The following is a 16347-nucleotide window of genomic DNA, read 5'->3' as shown; positions in this document are numbered from 1 at the left end:
AGGCGGCATGGTCGGTGGATGCACGCCGGCTTTGTCCCTTTGCGGATCTTCTCCTGTTACACGATGCTGGACGGCGCCATCGAGCCCAAGGCGATCGCCGAGCGCGCGGCGCGGCTCGGCTTTCCCGCCGCGGCGCTGACCGATCGCAACGGGCTCTATGCGGCGATGGCCTTCTCCGAGGCCGCGCGGAAGAAGGGGGTGCAGCCGATCATCGGCGCGATGCTGGCGGTGGCGCGGCCCGACATGCCCGAAGGCACGGCGCCGGTGCTCGACTGGCTGGCGCTCTACGCGCAGGACGAGGCGGGCTATGACGCGCTTTGCGGGCTGGTGAGCGAGGCGCATCTCGATCGCCCGATCGATCAGCCGCCGCACGTCGGCATGACGAGGCTAGGGGGGCGGACGGCCGGGCTGCTGGCGCTGACGGCGGGCGGGGAGGGGGCGCTGGCGCGCCTCTTCGCCGAGGATCAGCCGGCCCGCGCGCTCGCTTATGCGGACCGGCTGCAGGCGCTGTTCGGCGATCGGCTGTATGTCGAACTCGCCCGGCGCGGTGATCCGGTCGAGGCGGCGGCCGAGGCGGCGTTGATCGATCTCGCCTATGATCGCGACCTGCCGCTGGTCGCCACCAACCCCAGCTGCTTCGCCGAGGCCGCGTTCGGCGACGCGCACGACGCCATGCTGTGCATCGCCAGCTCCTCCTATGTCGAAAGCGAGGACCGCGTCCGCTCGTCGCCCGAGGCCTGGATCAAGCCCGCGGACGCGATGGCGGCGCTGTTCGCCGACCTGCCCGAGGCGATCGCCAACACGCTGGTCGTGGCGCAACGCTGCGCCGTCGCCGCGCCCTCGCGCAAGCCGATGCTGCCGAGCCTCGCCGGCGACCGCGAGGGCGAGGCGGCGATGCTGCGCGACATGGCGCAGCGGGGGCTAAGGGCCCGCCTGGACCGGATCGCGGCGCTTCGATCCCCCTCCCGCTTGCGGGAGGGGCTAGGGGAGGGTTTATTCGAGGTCACAGGTTCGGTGACATCCCCTCCCCCGATCCCCCCCGCAAGCGGGAGGGGAGAAGATGGGGACTGGAGCCAGCCCTATCGCGAGCGGCTCGCCTTCGAGCTGGACGTCATCATCCAGATGGGGTTCGCCGGCTATTTCCTGATCGTCGCAGACTTCATCCAATGGGCCAAGGCGCAGGACATCCCGGTCGGCCCGGGCCGCGGCTCGGGCGCGGGGTCGGTGGTCGCCTGGGCGCTGACCATCACCGATCTCGACCCGCTCCAGCTCGGCCTGCTGTTCGAGCGGTTCCTCAACCCCGAGCGCGTGTCGATGCCCGATTTCGACATCGACTTCTGCGAAACCCGGCGCGGCGAGGTGATCCGCTACGTCCAGGAGAAATACGGCCGCGACCAGGTCGCGCAGATCATCACCTTCGGCAAGCTGAAGGCGCGCGCCGTGCTCAAGGACACCGGCCGCGTGCTGCAGATGAGCTACGGCCAGGTCGATCGCCTCGCCAAGCTGGTCCCCAATCATCCCACCGATCCCTGGACGCTGGAGCGCGCGCTGGCGGGCGTGCCCGAGCTCCGGCGCGAATACGCCAACGACAATGACGTGCGCCGCCTGATCGACCTCGCGCGCCAGCTGGAGGGGCTGCCGCGCCACTCCTCCACCCACGCCGCGGGCGTCGTGATCAGCGATCGTCCGCTGGCGCAGCTGGTGCCGCTCTATCGCGATCCCCGCTCGGACATGCCGGTCACCCAGTTCGACCTGAAATATGTCGAGGGCGCCGGGCTGGTGAAGTTCGACTTCCTCGGCCTCAAGACGCTGTCGGTGCTCAAGAAGGCGGTCGAGATGCTCGCCGCGCGCGGCGTCACGGTCAGTCTCGATACCCTGTCCTGGGACGACGAGGCGACCTACCGGCTACTCCAGTCGGGCGCGACCGTGGGGGTCTTCCAGGTCGAGTCGGAGGGGATGCGGCGCACGCTGTCGGCCGTCAAACCGACCGTGTTCGAGGACATCATTGCGCTCGGCGCGCTGTATCGCCCGGGGCCGATGGACAATATCCCGATGTTCGGGCGACGCAAGAACGGGCAGGAGCCGATCGCCTATCCGCACCCGCTGCTGGAGCCGATCCTGCACGAGACCTACGGGATCTTCGTCTATCAGGAGCAGGTGATGCAGGCCGCGCAGGTGCTCGCCGGCTATTCGCTCGGCGGCGCCGACCTGCTCCGCCGTGCGATGGGCAAGAAGATCAAGGCGGAGATGGACGCCCAGCGCGCCACCTTCGTCGAGGGCTGCGCGACGCACAACGGCATCCCGGCCGCCAAGGCGAACGAGCTGTTCGACCTGATCGACAAGTTCGCGGGCTACGGCTTCAACAAGAGCCACGCCGCCGCCTATGCGCTGCTGACCTATCAGACCGCCTGGCTGAAGGCGCATCACCCGGCCGAGTTCTTCGCCGCCTCGATGTGCTACGACATGGCGCTGACCGACAAGCTGGGCATCTTCGTCGAGGATGCGCGCCGCGCCGGCGTCACGGTGCTGCCGCCCGACGTGAACCGCAGCGCGGCGGACTTCTCGGTGGAACTTCTTCCCTCTCCTTTTCAGGGGAGAGGGCGGCCGAGCGAAGCGCGGTCGGGCGAGGGGCAGTCTGGCGAGCCCCTCTCCCTTCCGCCGACTTCGTCGGCTCCCTCCCTCTCCCCTGAAGGGGAGAGGGAAACCCTCGCCGTCCGGTACGCGCTCGGCGCGCTCAAGTCGGTGGGCGAGGCGGCGATGGAGCGGCTGATCGCCGAGCGCGAAAGCGCCGGGCCGTTCGCCAGCCTCGACGATCTCGCGCACCGCGTCGATCCGCGCCTGCTCAACAAGCGCCAGCTGGAGACGCTCGCGGCCGCCGGCGCGTTCGACAGTCTCGATCCGAACCGCGCCGGCGCCTTCGCGGTTGCCGAGACGATGCTGGCGATCGCGGCGCGCACGCACGAGAACCGCGCCAGCGGGCAGGGCGGCCTGTTCGGCGGCGACATGCCCGCGGGCGACACGATCAAGCTGCCGCAATCGGCGCGCTGGAGCCTGTCCGAGCGGATGGAGCAGGAAAAGGAAGCGTTCGGCTTCTATTTCTCCGCGCACCCGGTCGATCGCCACGCGCACCTCGCGCGGATGCACGGGGCGCGCGCCTATGCCCGGCTGGGCGAGCTGCCGATCCCCGATGACGGCACGCGCACCGGCGCGACCATGGCGCTGCTGGTCGAGGAGACCCGCTGGCGCACGTCGGCGCGCGGCAAGCGCTATCTGATGGCGACCTGTTCGGACGCGACCGGACAGTTCGTCGCCACCTGCTTCGACGATGCAGTGGCGCGCGATCTGGAGCAGGCGGCGGCGGCCGGCGGCTGCGGGCTGACGACGGTGGAGCTCGACCGGCGGCCCGGCGAGGAGACGCCGCGGGTCACCGTCCGGCGCATCCAGCCGTTCGAGACGCTCGCCGCCAGCGCGCGCTTCGCCGTCGAGCTGACCGTCACCGACCCGAGCGCCTTTCCCGCACTCGCCGCGCTGCTCGCGGACCACCGCGGCGCGCGCGGCGAGGTCCGTGCCCGCGTCCCCGCGCCGGGCGGCAACGCGCTGATCCTGCTCGGCCGCGACTTCCTGCTCGACGCCGAGCTTGCGGGCCGGCTGGAGGCATTGCACGGTGTCGCGGCCGTCGAGTTCAAGCCTGCAGAACCCAATTTGCGGCTCGTCGGCTAGCGAGGAGAGGGCGATGCTGGGCGGGATGCAGGACTGGGAGCTGCGCGTGCCGCGGCTGATCGATCATGCCGCGCGCGAGCATGGGCGGCGCGAGATCGTCAGCCGCTGGGCGGACGGGACGCAGAGCCGCAGCGACTGGGCCGGCATCGCGCGCGACGCCAAGAAGCTGGCGCAGGCGCTGGAGCGGATGGGTTGTCGCCCCGGCGACCGCATCGCCACGCTGGCCATGAACCACGCCCACCACCTCGCCGCCTGGTATGGCGCGATCGGCATGGGCGGGGTGATCCACACCATCAACCCGCGCCTGTTCGACGATCAGCTCGTCTACATCGCCAACCATGCCGAAGACCGCGTGCTGCTCTACGACCGGCAGTTTCAGCCGATCGTCGACCGCCTGCGCGAGCGCTGGACGACGATCGAGCACTATGTCGTCATGGACGGCGACGGCCCGGACGGCTTCCGCGCCACCGTCGACGCCGAGGACGGCGCCTATGCCTGGGTCGAGGGCGCCGAACGCGAGCCGTGCATGCTCTGCTACACCAGCGGCACCACGGGCCATCCGAAGGGCGTGCTCTACACCCACCGCTCCAGCGTCATCCACGCGCTCGCCGGCGTGGCGACCTGGCTGCTCAATTTCAGCCCGCGCGCGGTGGTGCTGCCGGTGGTGCCGATGTTCCACGCGGCCGCCTGGGGGATGCCCTTCGCCGGCGCGATCGCCGGCGCCAAGTTCGTGTTTTCGGCGGTCAACGACGCGGCCGTGCTCTGCGACCTGATGAACCGCGAGCGCGTCACCCATTCCGCCGGCGTCCCCACCGTCTGGCTGGCGATGTTCGCGCACATGGACGCGACGGGCGAGGCGCCGCGCTATCTGGAGCAGGCGACGATCGGCGGCTCGGCGGCGCCGCGCGCGATGATCGAGCGGATCATGGGCATGGGCGTCGAGGTCAAGCATCTGTGGGGCATGACCGAGACGTCGCCGATCGGCACCGCCGGCACCGCGCCGCCCGGCTGGGACGTGATGACGCAGGGCGAACGCCTCGACCTGATCGGCCGCCAGGGCTCGATCCCCTTCGGCATCGAGCTGCGCGTAATCGGCGACGACGGATCCGAGCAGCCGCGCGACGGCAGCAGCTCGGGCCGGCTGCAGGTCCGCGGGCCGTGGGTGGTCGAGCGCTATTTCAAGGCGGATGCGTCGGCGGTCGATGCCGACAACTGGTTCGACACCGGCGACGTCGCCCTGCTCCATCCCGACGGCACGATGCAGATCACCGATCGGGCCAAGGACGTCATCAAGTCCGGCGGCGAGTGGATCAGCTCGGTCGAGCTGGAGAACGCCGCGGTGGGTTGCCTCGGCGTGGCGGAGGCGGCGGCAATCGGCGTCCACCATCCCAGATGGGACGAGCGCCCGATCCTGCTGGTCGTCCGCAAGCCCGGCAGCGGCGTGACCGCGGCGGACATCCACGCTCACCTGGCGGCGCATGTCGCCAAATGGTGGCTGCCCGACGCGGTCCTGTTCGTCGACGAACTGCCGCACACCGCGACGGGCAAGCTGCTCAAGACGGAGTTGCGGGAGCGGTACAAGGATTTCAGGCTCGAGGCGGCCTGACGGAACGATGTTCCGTCATCCCCGCCTTGTGGCGGGATCCGCCGGAGCGTGAGCCGCAAGCCCGAACACGGCGTATCGCGCCTGATGCGAGCGTGGATGCCGGCACAGGGCCGGCACGACGCTCATTCCGGGTTTTCCTCGCGCTCCTTCGTCTCGTCCGGAGCAGGCGCATGGTCGCCATAGCCTGCCCCCGACTCGACCGCCGGCTCCTCGCCGGTGCGGTCGAGCTTGTCCGCCTCGCGCCGATCGTCGCCCGCGTTCAACGGTCGGCCTTCTCGCCGGCGGCGCGCAGATCGAGGAACTTGCGCGTCACCGCCGGAATGCTCTCCAGGATGAGCTGTGCGGTCCGCTGCTCTTCGCCCAGCGACTGTTCGAGCGCCGCCTTCGCCCGCGAGAAGCCGCCGATGTCCACCAATGCCAGCAGCCCCGTATAAGCGGCGATCTCGAAATTCTCGAAGGCGTGGTTCGCGAACGAGTTCTTGATGATTTCGTCAGGCGCGACGGTGTGCGCCAGCGCCGCCAGGTTGCCGGATAGGGTAAGCGCCGCGTCCTTCAGCGCCGACGGCTTGGCATCGAAGCCGTCGAGGATTTCCTCGATCCGGGCGATCTGCCCTTCGGTCTCGCCGCGGTGCCGCCGCAGGAGATCGGCCACCTCAGGATAGTGGGTGAGCCGGTCCAGCTGACGGTCGATGAGCGCCAGCGCCTGGTGCTCGACGCCGTGCGCGTCCTTGAGGCCGGTGATGAACAGGTCCTGCGTCTGATCGGGAGCAAGCGTCGCCATGGATAATTCCTTTCGTGCCCACAACCGGTTGCGCGCGACTTGGCTCCCGTTCACCCGAACAAATCTCCCTGGGGCCCGCGCGGAGGCCGGAACAGGTCGGAGCGGAGCGTGATGCGCGCCTGGTTGAGCCCGTGCTTGCGGCAGGCGATATGGAAGCGCGTGCGCAGCAGCTCCGCCCAGGGGCCGCTGCCCTGCATCCGCGTGAAGAAGTCCGGATCGTTGTCGCGGCCCCCGCGCAGGGAGCGGATCGTCGCCATCACCTTGGCGGCGCGCTCGGGAAAGTGCGCATCGAGCCAGGCGCGGAACAGCGGCGCGACCTCGTGAGGCAGCCGCACCGGGATGAAGAACGCCGCCTTCGCGCCCGCCTGCGCCGCCCGCTCGATCAGGTGCTCCAGCTCATGGTCGGTGATCGCCGGGATGACGGGCGCGATCGAGACGTAGACCGGTACGCCCGCGTCGGCGAGCCGCCGCACCGCGGCCAGCCGCCGCTCGGGCGAGGGCGCGCGGGGCTCCACCGTCATCGCCACCCTGGAGTCGAGCGAGGTGACGGACACGCACACCGCCGCCAGCCCCTTCGCCGCCATCGGGGCGAGCAGGTCCAGGTCGCGCACGACGCGATCGGACTTGGTGGTGATGGTGAGCGGATGATCGCATTCGGCCAGCACCTCCACGATCTGCCGGGTGATCCGCCACTCGGCCTCGATCGGCTGATAGGGATCGGTGTTGGTGCCGAGCGCCATCGGCCGCGCCTGATAGCCGCGCTTGCCCAGCTCGGCGCGGAGCAGCGCCGCCGCGTCCGGCTTGGCGAACAGCCGGCTCTCGAAATCGAGCCCCGGCGACAGATCGTGAAAGGCGTGGGTCGGTCGCGCGAAGCAGTAGATGCAGCCATGCTCGCAGCCGCGATACGGGTTGATCGAGCGATCGAACGGCACGTCGGGCGAGGCGTTGCGGCTGATGATCGTCTTCGGGTGCTCGATCGTCACCGTGGTGCGGAGCGGCTGCGGCTCGCCGTCGATCAGGTCACGCCCGTCGAGCCAGTCCCCGTCCGCTTCGGTCGCGGGCAGGCCGAACCGTGCGCTCTCCTGGTTCAGCGTCGCGCCGCGGATTGCCCTCGCTTTCGGCATGGCGCCGTTCTACGCGGGTGAGTGGAACATAGCAAGAACTCAAGGAGTGACGATGGCGCGCAACACCTATATCGAGCTGCCGGTCGCCGACGCTGGCCGGGCGAAGGCCTTTTACGCTGCAGCGTTCGGCTGGATGTTCACCGACTTCGGCCCGACCTATGCGTCGACGCTGGACGGCGCGGGCGACGTGGGGCTGCAGGCGGACGCGCCGGAGCGGACGGCGGCGTTGTTGCCGGTGTTCGCGGTCGACGACCTCGAGGCGACGCTGGCGGCGGTCGAGGCGGCGGGCGGGGTGGTGACGCGGCCGATCTTCGCCTTTCCGGGCGGCCGCCGCTTCCACTTCCGCGACCCGGACGGGCACGAGCTCGCGGCGATGCGGCCGGATTAGGCGCGGCCGATCAACGCCTTCATCAGCGTGGTTGCGATCGGCTTGTCGAAGCGGCAGCCGATCAGGCCGGACTGTCGCCAGATCACCGTCGCGGCGACGGGCGGACCGTCCTCCAGACCGAGCCGGACATGATCGCCGACGCCGTCCACGCCGTCGCCGCCGAGCCGGCAGCCGAAGGTCGACAGCTCGACGAGCGCCGCCGCGAGCTGCGGGCCGCCGCCGGCACAGGCCAGCTCGACCGACAGGCGCGTGATGGCCTTGCGGGGTGCGCGCCGGCCGGCATTCGTCATCTCGGCATAGCGAGCAGCCATCGATTCCTCCCGGCGCGTCCGTCGATGGACAGCAAGCGGTCTGGCACCTGCATGTCCGATGAACAAGCCACGTCAAGCCGCCGGCAACAGGCATGATGCCTGAATCGCGCGGTGGGCCGTGATCTCGGCTGGCCCGCGCGGCGGCGCGGCGGCGCACCGCGCCGGCGGGGAGGAGCAACAGGCGCCGCTCGCGCCCCAATCGCCGCCCGGTCGCGGGCAAAGGCGCGGCGACCTTGCGGACGTGCGATCGGTAGGTCTGCCGCATCGCCAGCCCCCCGCCACCAGCGCCGGCGCAACGCCGGGCCGCGCACCGACGCGGCACCGGATGCTGTGGCCGGCTATCGCTCCGTCAATCGCGGCATCAGCTCCACGAAATTGCAGGGGCGATGACGGCTGTCGAGCTGGTCGCGCAGGATGCCGTCCCACCCGTCCTTCACCGCGCCGGTCGAGCCGGGCAGCGCGAACAGATAGGTGCCGCGCGCCACCGCGGCGCAGGCGCGCGACTGGACGGTGGAGGTGCCGATCGTCCGAAAACTGAGCCAGCGGAACAGCTCGCCGAAACCGGGGATCATCTTCTCCGCGACCTGCTCGATCGCCTCGGGCGTGACGTCGCGCCCGGTCACGCCGGTGCCGCCCGTCGTGATGACGCAGTCGACGGCGGGATCGTCGATCCAGCCGTGCAGCCGCGCGACGATGGCGCCGGCGTCGTCGCGCTCGATGGCGCGATCCGCCAGCACGTGCCCCGCCTCGGCCAGCCGCGCGACCAGCGTGTCGCCCGACCGGTCCTCGGCCGGCCCGCGCGTGTCGGAGACGGTGAGCACCGCGATGCGGACGGGCAGGAAGGGCAGGGTGGGGTCGATCGGCAAATTATGTCCTTCGTCACACCGGCCTCGAATCGGGCCCACGGCATATCCGCCCGACGCGGGGTCGACCCCGGCCCGACCGAATGCTAGTCGGTCCCCGATCGCTCGCCGGCGATGCTCGCCTGCGCCTGCCCCGGCGGGCGCGCCGTGAGCCGCACCGCCGTCGCGCCCGGCAGGCCGGGGAAGCGCGGCCACAGGCCCTGCGCGAGCGCCGCCCGGCTGGCCGACGCCGGCTTGCCGCCCTGCGCCTCGTACATCCAGTAATTGCGCAGCACCGTGGTGACGTAGCCGCGCGTCTCCCAATAGGGGATGCTCTCGATATAGAGCAGCGGATCGCCGCCGTCGCGGATCAGCGCGTTCCACGCCGCCACCGGCTTCGGCCCGGCATTGTAGGCGGCGATCACCTTGGGCAGCAGCCCGCCGGTGACGTCGCCCATGTCGCGCAGCCGCTCCAGCTGGCGCTGGCCGAGCTCGATATTGGTGGAGGGTTTGGCCAACAGGCCCCTGTCGACGCCCGTCAATCCGTGCTCGCGGGCATAGTCGGTCGCGACCGCCGGCATGATCTGCATCAGCCCATAGGCGCCGGCCGGGCTCGTCACCCGCGTGCGGAACTGCGATTCCTGCAGGGCGTGGGCATAGACCAGGGCCTTGTCGACGCGCCAGCCGCGGTCGGGCGACCAGCTCGGCGTCGGGTAGCGCGCCTCGGCGACGGTGACGCCGGCCGGGCAGTTGTGCGACAGCCAGACCTGCGTGCCCGGCAGGTCGAGCGCCGCCGCGACGCGGGCGAGCGCGGCGAACTCGCTGGGCGTGCCGATCCGCGCCTGCTGGCGCAGGACGCGGTCGGCAAGGTCGGTCTCGCCGACCTCCGCCAGCGCCGCCGCGACGCGTACGTTGGGCCGCTGGCTGAGCGTCGCCCAGTCGGCGGTGACGGGCGCCGTGACCGGCCGCACCACCAGTCGCATCCCCAGCGCCTGGCGCGCCAGCTCGCCGTAGAAGCTCTCGCCGAACTGCGCCGCCGCCTTCAGCTGCGCCTCGACGCGATCGGGCCGCCCGCCGGCCATCGCCGCGCGCGCCGCCCAGTAGAGCGCGGCGGCACGCAGGTCGACATCGGCGGCGCGGCCCGCGACGCCCTCGAACGCCTGGCCGGCGGACGCCCAGTCTCCCTGCCGCCACGCCGCGAGCGCATCGACCCAGCGCCCCTGCACCGCCCAGTCGCCGACGCCTTCGCCGGCCAGCAGGCCCATGCGCCGCGCGTTGGCGTCGTCGCCGGCGAGGAAGTACATCCAGCTGATCCGCTGCCGCCACTCGGTCAGCGCGTCCTCCGCGAGCCCAGGCGCGGCGACGAGCAGCGCTTCGGCCGATGCGCCGTCGTCCGCCTTGACGAAGGGCTGCATGGCGATGGCGAGATCGGCCGCGGCCTGGTCGCTGCGGATGCTCTTCGCGCGCACCCGCAGCGGCGCGCCGTCCTGCCAGATCAGTGCCTGCGTCGCGGGCAGCGGCGGCAGGTCGGTCGCGCCGCGCGTCCGGGCCAGCCGCTGCAGGTCCGGCGCCTCGGGCAGCTCGGGCGCCTGGACGAGCACCTCGAGCAGCGGCGCCAGCTCGACCCTGGGCGAGCCCCTGGCGGTGTAGAGCTCGGCCCGGGCGATCGCGTGGAGCGGCCCCGGCGTCATCGCGGCGAGGCCGATCTGAGCATCCTGCCAACGGCCGTCGCGGATCGCCTGGAACACGGCGGCATAGGCGTCACGCTGGGCGGGTTCGAGCTGCGCGGGCAGGCGCGCGCGCCCCGCGTCGACGGGCGCCGCGACGGCCGGCTCGGCGGCATGAGCGGGGAGGGGAACCGCGGCCGCCAGCAGCGTGAGCGCCAGGGTCCGCGTCATCGGGCGAGGCCTCGCATGAGCAGTTGCAGGTCCTTCCAGGCGTCTGCCTTGCAAGCGGGCTGCTGCAGGAGCAGCCGGGGATGGTGCGTGGCCACCGCTCCCGTCTTTCCGCGCCGGTGGTCGACCGACTGTAGACCGCCCCGCGCCCGCGCGCCGTCGGCGCCCAGGATGGCGCGCGCGGCGGCATTGCCCATCAGCAGCAGCCGCTGCGGCGCGACCAGCGCGACATGGTGGCGCGCGACCTCGCCCAGCTGCCCCTCCAGCTCCGCCGGCATCCGGCCCGCCAGCGGCCGGCGGGCACAGACCGACGCGAGGTGGACCCTGTCGCGCGACAGCCCGACCGCGGCCAGCATCCGGTCGAACAGCCGCCCCGCCGCGCCCGCCAGCAGCGTGCCGGCGGCGTCGTCCTCGCGGTCCGGGCAGTCGGTCAGCACCATCACCGCGGCGTCCGCCGGCCCGCTCGCCGCGATCGCCACGCCGCGCCAGCCGGCATCGGGCGCGCCGTCGCCCATGCGCCAGGCGAGGAAGACGGGCAGATCGTCCGGCAGCGCCGCGCCTGCCGCGACGGGAACGGGCGCGACGGGCGCGATGGGCACCGGCACGGGCGCGGCCAGCCAGTCGTGCGGCGCCTCTTCGACCAGCAGGTCGACGCCGGCGTCGTGCCACCAGGCGAGCGTGCTCGCCGCGGTCGCCCGCCAGTCTCCCGGAACCTCCGCGCCCATGACCTGCGTCACTGCCCACCGGTTGACGCGGGCGTCAACTTGGCGGATCGGCTCGGTCCGTCAAAGCGTTGCGGGAACGCGCCCGGCCGGGAGATGGAAGTGAGCGCCAATGTGAATCAGCGCGAGTCGATGCCCTATGACGTGGTGATCGTCGGCGCCGGGCCGGCGGGCCTCACCGCGGCGATCCGCCTCAAGCAGCTGGCCGAGCAGGCCGGCGCGGAGCTCAGCGTCTGCGTGCTGGAGAAGGGCTCGGAGGTCGGCGCGCACATCCTGTCGGGCGCGGTGATCGACCCGCGCGCGATGGACGAGCTGATCCCCGACTGGCGCGACACCGATTGTCCGATGGCGGAGACGCCCGTCACCGAGAACCTCCACTGGGTCCTGACCAAGGGGCGCAAGTTCACCCTGCCGCATCTCTGGACGCCGCCCTTCCTCCACAACGAGGGCACCTATACCTGCAGCCTCGGCAGTCTCTGCCGCTGGCTCGCGGGCCGCGCCGAGGCATTGGGCGTCGAGATCTTCCCGGGCTTCGCCGCCGCCGAGATCCTGTTCGACGATGACGGGCGCGTGAAGGGGGTGGCGACGGGCGACATGGGCGTGGCGCGCGACGGCACCCACAAGCCGGATTATCAGCCCGGCCTGGAGCTGCACGCCAAATACACTTTCTTCGCGGAAGGCGCGCGTGGGCACCTGACCAAGGAGGTGATCCGCACCTTCGATCTCGCGCGCGACAGCCAGCCGCAGGTCTATGGCCTCGGCATCAAGGAGCTGTGGGACATCGCGCCCGAGAAGCACCAGCAGGGCCGCGTCATCCATACCCAGGGCTGGCCGCTCAGCGAGACGGCGGGCTCGAACGGCGGCGGCTGGATCTACCACCAGGCGAACGGCCAGATCTCGATCGGCTTCGTCACCTGGCTCAGCTACACCAACCCGTACCTGTCGCCCTTCCAGGAGATGCAGCGCTGGAAGACGCACCCGGCGCTGCGCGAGCTGCTCGAAGGCGGCAAGCGCGTTTCCTACGGCGCGCGCGCGATCAACGATGGCGGGCTGCAGTCCATCCCGAAGCTGGTCTTCCCCGGCGGCGCGCTGATCGGCTGTTCGGCGGGCTTCCTCAACGTGCCGCGGATCAAGGGCACGCACGGCGCGCAGGAATCTGCGATGATGGCCGCGGACGCCGCCTTCGCGGCGATCCAGGCGGGCCGCGCGAGCGACGAGCTGGTCGCCTATCCCGAAGCGTTCGAGACCTCGTGGCTGAAGCAGGAGCTGTCGATCGTCCGCAACGCGCAGCCCGCGCTGGTCAAGTTCGGCGACTTCGCCGGTTCCGGCATCGCCGGGGTGACGATGTGGCTGGAGCATTTCGGCGTGAAGCTGCCCTTCACGATGAAGCACCATGCCGACCACGACACGCTGTGGCGCAAGGACATGGTGAAGCCGATCGACTACCCCAAGGCCGACGGCGTGCTCACCTTCGACCGGCTGTCGAGCGTGTTCCTGTCCAACACCAACCATGAGGAGGACCAGCCCGTCCACCTCACCCTGCGAGACCCGGAAATCCCGATCAGCTACGACCTGCCGCTGTACGACGAGCCGGCGCAGCGCTATTGCCCCGCCGGCGTCTACGAGGTGGTGGGCGAGGACACGGGCGACCCGCGCTTCGTCATCAACGCCCAGAACTGCGTCCACTGCAAGACCTGCGACATCAAGGATCCGCTGCAGAACATCAATTGGGTCGTGCCGGAGGGGGGCGGCGGCCCGAACTATCCGAACATGTGACGCGCAGCGCGGCAGTCGGCGACGACCGGCTGACTCGCGCAAGCGCGGCCGGGCTCGGCTCTAGCCGAGCTTCGACGTCACGGGATTTACTCCCGTGACGGCGCGCCCGTAGAGCGCATGCCGTGACCATCACCGAACCCGCCCCCGCCAAGATCAACCTGGCGCTGCACATCCGCCGCAAGCGCCCGGACGGCTATCACGACCTCGAAACCCTGTTCGCCTTCGCCCGCGACGGGGACACGGTGACGATAGCCAAAGCTGACGAACCGAGCCTGACCATTACCGGCCCGTTCGCGTCTTCGTTGTCGGTCGGCGACGACAATCTGGTCAACGCAGCGGTGGCATTCTTTCGAACATCATTCATGGTCCATGGGCACCAGGCGGTCGTGCTCGAGAAACGGCTGCCAATTGCTTCCGGCATCGGCGGCGGATCAGCGGATGCCGCTGCAACGTTGCGCGCGCTTGCCCGCATGTATCGCAGGCCGCTGGATCACCCGATCCTGATGCAGTGCGCCGCCGCCCTCGGCGCCGACGTTCCCGCCTGCCTGCTCGGCCGCACCGCCTTCGCCACCGGTCGCGGCGACGAACTTACCGCGCTGCCCCCGCTCGGCGACCTGCCGCTGCTGCTGGTCAACCCCGGCGTCCCGCTCTCGACCGCCGCCATGTTCGCCGCCTGGGACGGCATCGACCGCGGCCCCGTCGCCACCGACGGCGCGCCGCTCGACCGGGCGAGGCAGGGCCGCAACGACTTCACCGCCACCGCGATCTCCGCCGCGCCGGCAGTCGGCGACGTGCTCAGGCTGCTGGCGGGAGCGCCCGGCTGCACTTTCGCCCGCCTGTCCGGCTCGGGCGCGACCTGCTTCGGCATCTTCGCGGACGTCGCGACCCGCGACGCTGCCGCGGCGCGGGCGCGCGCGAGAGGCTGGTGGGTGCTGGCGACCGCCGTCGTTTAGCGCCGCCATGCCGGCCTCGCACCGGTCCAGCCCCCGTGCCAACGTGCGATCGGCATGAGCTTCACTTCGGCGCGAGCGTGCTGCCGGGCTTCCACGCCGGCCGGCGGTCCTGATCGGCCACCCGCGCCACCAGCGCGAAGAAGAAGCGGTTGAAGTCCGCCGCCGCTTTCCAGTCGATGCGCTGGGCCAGATCGTCCTGCGGCTTGTGATACCCCGTCCGATACCATTGCCGGTAGATGCGCTCGCTCTGGGTCCCCGGCCGATAGCCGAACACGAAGTTCACCGCCGGTACCCCCGCCTTCAGGAAGTTCCAATGATCGGAGCGGCGCAGCAGCCCGCGCTCGGGCTCCGGATCGTTCTGCACCTGGACGCCCATCGCGGCCGCCACCGCGCGCGCATCGTCGCCCAGCGTCGTGTCGTCGAGCGCGTGGACGGTCAGCAGCGTCAGCGGGAAGATCGGCCGCAGCTGGTCGAGGTTGATGTCGGCGGCGATCCGGCCGAGCGGCACCGGCGGGTGCGCCACCAGCCAGGCCGAACCGAGCAGGCCCTTCTCCTCGCCCGTCACCGCGGCGAAGATCACCGGCCGGCGAAAGCCCCGCCCGGCCCGCCGCTCCGCCAGCCGGATCAGCAGCGCGACATAGGCCGCATCGTCCAGCGTGCCGTTGTAGAGCCCGTCGCCGTTCACCGGCTCGCCACGGCCATAGCCGTCCAGATGCGCGGTGAGCACGATCGCCTGGTCCGCCAGCGCCGGATCGGTCCCGGGCAGCAGCGCCAGGATGTTGGGCGAGGCGAGCGAGCGCTCGGCGAAGGCGAACCGGGCCGTCAGCCGTGCGGGCGGATCGAACGCGGGCAGCGGCCGCCCGGCGCTGCCGTCCGCGATCAGCCGCGCGGCATCCTGCCCGCTCCCGGCGATCAGCGCGCCGAGTGCGTCGGCATTGAGCGTCAGCTGCGGCAGCCCGCCCGCCGGCGCGGGCTGCGTCGCCAGCCGGACGCTACGCGCATAGGCGAACGGCCAGCGCGGCGGCTCGACGGTGAAGCCCGGGTCGGCGATCGCGATCATCCCCGCTGCGCCCCCGGCCCGCAATGCCGCCGCCCGATCGGCGTCGCCCGGCAGCCCGGGCTTGCGGGTCGCGTGACAGATCACCAGCCGGCCGCGCACGTCCCCCAGCGCCGCCGCCCCGCAATAGCCGCGATAAGCGAGCGGCGCGTCCAGCCTCGCGGGCAGCCCGACGGGGTTGACCGTGTAATCGTGCAGGAAGGCCAGCGGGCTCGCGCCGACGCGCAGGTCCGCCGCCGTCACCGCGCGCTCCGCCATCGGCACGGTCTGGAACCAGCCGCCCGCCGCGCCCAGCGGCGTGAGCCCGGCGGCCGCGAACCGCGCCGCGACGACGCGCGCCGCCCGGTCATAGCCCGGCGAGCCCGTGTCCCGCCCCTCCATCGCGTCGTTCGACAGCGTGGCGGTGGTCGCCCACCACGCCCGCGTCTCGGCGTCGCGCGGCCCCGACGCGGCCAGCGAGAGGGCGAGCGCGATCGGCGCGGCGAGCTTCATGGGCGCTTTCTCCTGGCGGAACGGGATGATGCGGGCAGGGATCGCCGATGCCAATCGAAAACATCTGTTCCGCTCTTGTTCGCGCGGAACATAGCTGGTACGGATCACGGACGCGGCGTTGAACCGCGCGCGCAGATGTCCTAGCGATGGAGCTCCCGATGGCCGCCAATCTGAAAGTGATCGACACCGGCATGGCAACCGCGAATGCTGACCGTCAGAAGGCGCTTGACGCCGCGCTCGCGCAGATCGACCGCGCCTTCGGCAAGGGCTCGGCGATGCGGCTGGGGTCCAAACAGTCGATGGAGGTCGAGACGATCTCGACCGGCTCGCTCGGGCTCGATATCGCACTCGGCGTCGGCGGGCTGCCGCGCGGCCGCGTCATCGAGGTCTATGGGCCGGAAAGCTCGGGCAAGACCACGCTCGCGCTTCACGTCATCGCCGAGGCGCAGAAGGGCGGCGGCACCGCCGCGTTCGTCGATGCCGAGCACGCGCTCGATCCGGTCTACGCCAAGAAGCTGGGCGTCAACATCGACGAGCTGATCGTTTCGCAACCCGACACCGGCGAGCAGGCGCTGGAGATCGTCGACACGCTGGTCCGCTCCAACGCGATCGACGTGCTGGTGGTCGATTCGGTCGCGGCGCTGGTGCCGCGCGCGGAGATCGAGGGCGAGATGGGCGAC

Annotated in this window: 14 protein-coding genes; 6 read left to right on the top strand and 8 right to left on the bottom strand. The window is 71.3% G+C overall.

Annotated features, from left to right (window positions below; genetic code table 11):
- The first annotated feature begins 18 nt into the window (after nucleotides 1-18).
- Nucleotides 19-3720, top strand: a complete 3702-nt coding sequence (gene dnaE, locus ACFE64_RS05015; RefSeq protein ID WP_375391360.1) for a DNA polymerase III subunit alpha — start codon at nucleotides 19-21, stop codon at nucleotides 3718-3720.
- Between the two features lie 13 nt (nucleotides 3721-3733).
- Nucleotides 3734-5326, top strand: coding sequence for a long-chain fatty acid--CoA ligase (locus ACFE64_RS05010; protein WP_375391359.1), 1593 nt, complete (start codon nucleotides 3734-3736; stop codon nucleotides 5324-5326).
- A 122-nt stretch (nucleotides 5327-5448) separates the two neighbouring features.
- On the opposite strand, the gene ACFE64_RS05005 is transcribed toward ACFE64_RS05010, so the two are convergent.
- The 3 genes from ACFE64_RS05005 to ACFE64_RS04995 are packed head-to-tail and all read right to left on the bottom strand — an operon-like array spanning nucleotide 5449 to nucleotide 7231.
- Nucleotides 5449-5589 (bottom strand): hypothetical protein, encoded by a 141-nt coding sequence (locus ACFE64_RS05005; protein WP_375391358.1) that lies wholly within the window; start codon nucleotides 5587-5589, stop codon nucleotides 5449-5451.
- Nucleotides 5586-6107, bottom strand: a complete 522-nt coding sequence (locus tag ACFE64_RS05000; protein WP_375391357.1) for a ferritin-like domain-containing protein — start codon at nucleotides 6105-6107, stop codon at nucleotides 5586-5588. Before ACFE64_RS05000 ends, ACFE64_RS05005 begins: the two co-directional genes overlap by 4 nt.
- Nucleotides 6108-6157: 50 nt before the next feature.
- Nucleotides 6158-7231, bottom strand: coding sequence for a PA0069 family radical SAM protein (locus tag ACFE64_RS04995; protein WP_375391356.1), 1074 nt, complete (start codon nucleotides 7229-7231; stop codon nucleotides 6158-6160).
- Between the two features lie 52 nt (nucleotides 7232-7283).
- Between ACFE64_RS04995 and ACFE64_RS04990 the strand changes: the two genes are divergently transcribed.
- Nucleotides 7284-7619 (top strand): VOC family protein, encoded by a 336-nt coding sequence (locus tag ACFE64_RS04990; RefSeq protein WP_375391355.1) that lies wholly within the window; start codon nucleotides 7284-7286, stop codon nucleotides 7617-7619.
- On the opposite strand, the gene ACFE64_RS04985 is transcribed toward ACFE64_RS04990, so the two are convergent.
- The 4 genes from ACFE64_RS04985 to ACFE64_RS04970 form a co-directional block, all read right to left on the bottom strand.
- Entirely contained in the window at nucleotides 7616-7930 is a 315-nt protein-coding gene (locus ACFE64_RS04985; protein ID WP_375391354.1) for a PilZ domain-containing protein, read from the bottom strand. The genes ACFE64_RS04990 and ACFE64_RS04985 overlap by 4 nt on opposite strands.
- Nucleotides 7931-8268: 338 nt before the next feature.
- Nucleotides 8269-8796 (bottom strand): molybdenum cofactor biosynthesis protein B, encoded by a 528-nt coding sequence (gene moaB / locus ACFE64_RS04980; protein ID WP_375391353.1) that lies wholly within the window; start codon nucleotides 8794-8796, stop codon nucleotides 8269-8271.
- An 83-nt stretch (nucleotides 8797-8879) separates the two neighbouring features.
- Nucleotides 8880-10670 (bottom strand): transglycosylase SLT domain-containing protein, encoded by a 1791-nt coding sequence (locus tag ACFE64_RS04975; RefSeq protein WP_375391352.1) that lies wholly within the window; start codon nucleotides 10668-10670, stop codon nucleotides 8880-8882.
- On the bottom strand, nucleotides 10667-11404 hold the full coding sequence (locus tag ACFE64_RS04970; RefSeq protein ID WP_375391351.1) for a uracil-DNA glycosylase family protein: 738 nt from the start codon (nucleotides 11402-11404) through the stop codon (nucleotides 10667-10669). The genes ACFE64_RS04975 and ACFE64_RS04970 overlap by 4 nt, the downstream gene beginning before the upstream one ends.
- 117 nt (nucleotides 11405-11521) lie before the next feature.
- Here ACFE64_RS04970 and ACFE64_RS04965 point away from each other — a divergent pair, with 117 nt between their 5' ends.
- Together ACFE64_RS04965 and ACFE64_RS04960 are read left to right on the top strand one after the other, a co-directional pair.
- Complete coding sequence (locus tag ACFE64_RS04965; RefSeq protein WP_375391400.1) at nucleotides 11522-13165, top strand: electron transfer flavoprotein-ubiquinone oxidoreductase; 1644 nt, start codon at nucleotides 11522-11524, stop codon at nucleotides 13163-13165.
- 122 nt (nucleotides 13166-13287) lie between these two features.
- Complete coding sequence (locus tag ACFE64_RS04960) at nucleotides 13288-14118, top strand: 4-(cytidine 5'-diphospho)-2-C-methyl-D-erythritol kinase (protein ID WP_375391350.1); 831 nt, start codon at nucleotides 13288-13290, stop codon at nucleotides 14116-14118.
- Nucleotides 14119-14179: 61 nt separating this feature from the next.
- On the opposite strand, the gene ACFE64_RS04955 is transcribed toward ACFE64_RS04960, so the two are convergent.
- Nucleotides 14180-15667, bottom strand: a complete 1488-nt coding sequence (locus ACFE64_RS04955) for a M28 family peptidase (protein ID WP_375391349.1) — start codon at nucleotides 15665-15667, stop codon at nucleotides 14180-14182.
- A 158-nt stretch (nucleotides 15668-15825) separates the two neighbouring features.
- Here ACFE64_RS04955 and ACFE64_RS04950 point away from each other — a divergent pair.
- The coding region (locus tag ACFE64_RS04950) for an ATPase domain-containing protein (RefSeq protein WP_375391348.1) at nucleotides 15826-16347 on the top strand (522 nt) is incomplete at its 3' end.

This window comes from uncultured Sphingomonas sp. (genome assembly GCF_964250165.1).
Lineage (GTDB): Bacteria > Pseudomonadota > Alphaproteobacteria > Sphingomonadales > Sphingomonadaceae > Sphingomonas.
The sequence above is the reverse complement of the archived record's forward strand: the minus strand, read 5'-3'. Positions and strand labels throughout refer to the sequence as shown.